General features: G+C 54.2%; 1 protein-coding gene. It reads right to left on the reverse strand.

The genetic code is table 11. The features are described 5' to 3' along the window. On the reverse strand, positions 1-518 hold a 518-nt coding region (locus ACTHUR_RS18255; protein ID WP_440400173.1), incomplete at both ends, for an Hsp70 family protein.

A 518-nucleotide genomic window follows, 5' to 3' on the forward strand; every position in this document is an offset into this window, starting at 1 on the left:
GCGCCTGCGGCCATCGGCGGAATGCCGCGCAGGGTGAATTTGGCAAGGCTGCGGCAGTCGGAAACGAGTTCGCGCTCGCCTTGTACGACGTGTATCGTCATAGCGGTTTGACCGTCTTTGAAAGTGGTAAAGTCCTGCGCACGCGCGGTAGGAATGGTAGAGTTGCGAGGAATGATTTTCTCGGCAAGGCCGCCGTATGTTTCCAAACCGAGTGACAAAGGTGTAACGTCAAGCAGCAGCCATTCGCCGTCGGTTTTGTTACCGGCAAGGACGTTTGCCTGTATGGCGGCACCGAGTGCGACCACTTCGTCAGGATTGAGGTTGTTCAGCGGGGTTTGTCCGAAGAATGTGGCAACTGCTTGTTGAACATGCAACATGCGGGTAGAGCCGCCAACCATAATCACGCCTTTGACATCTGCCTTGGTTACGCCTGCGTCTTTCAAAGCCTGTTTGACGGGCTCGATGGTTTTTTGTACCAGATTTTGGGTCAGATTGTGAAACTCTTGGCGGGTAATGAC

The organism is Neisseria sp. P0021.S007 (assembly GCF_051956855.1).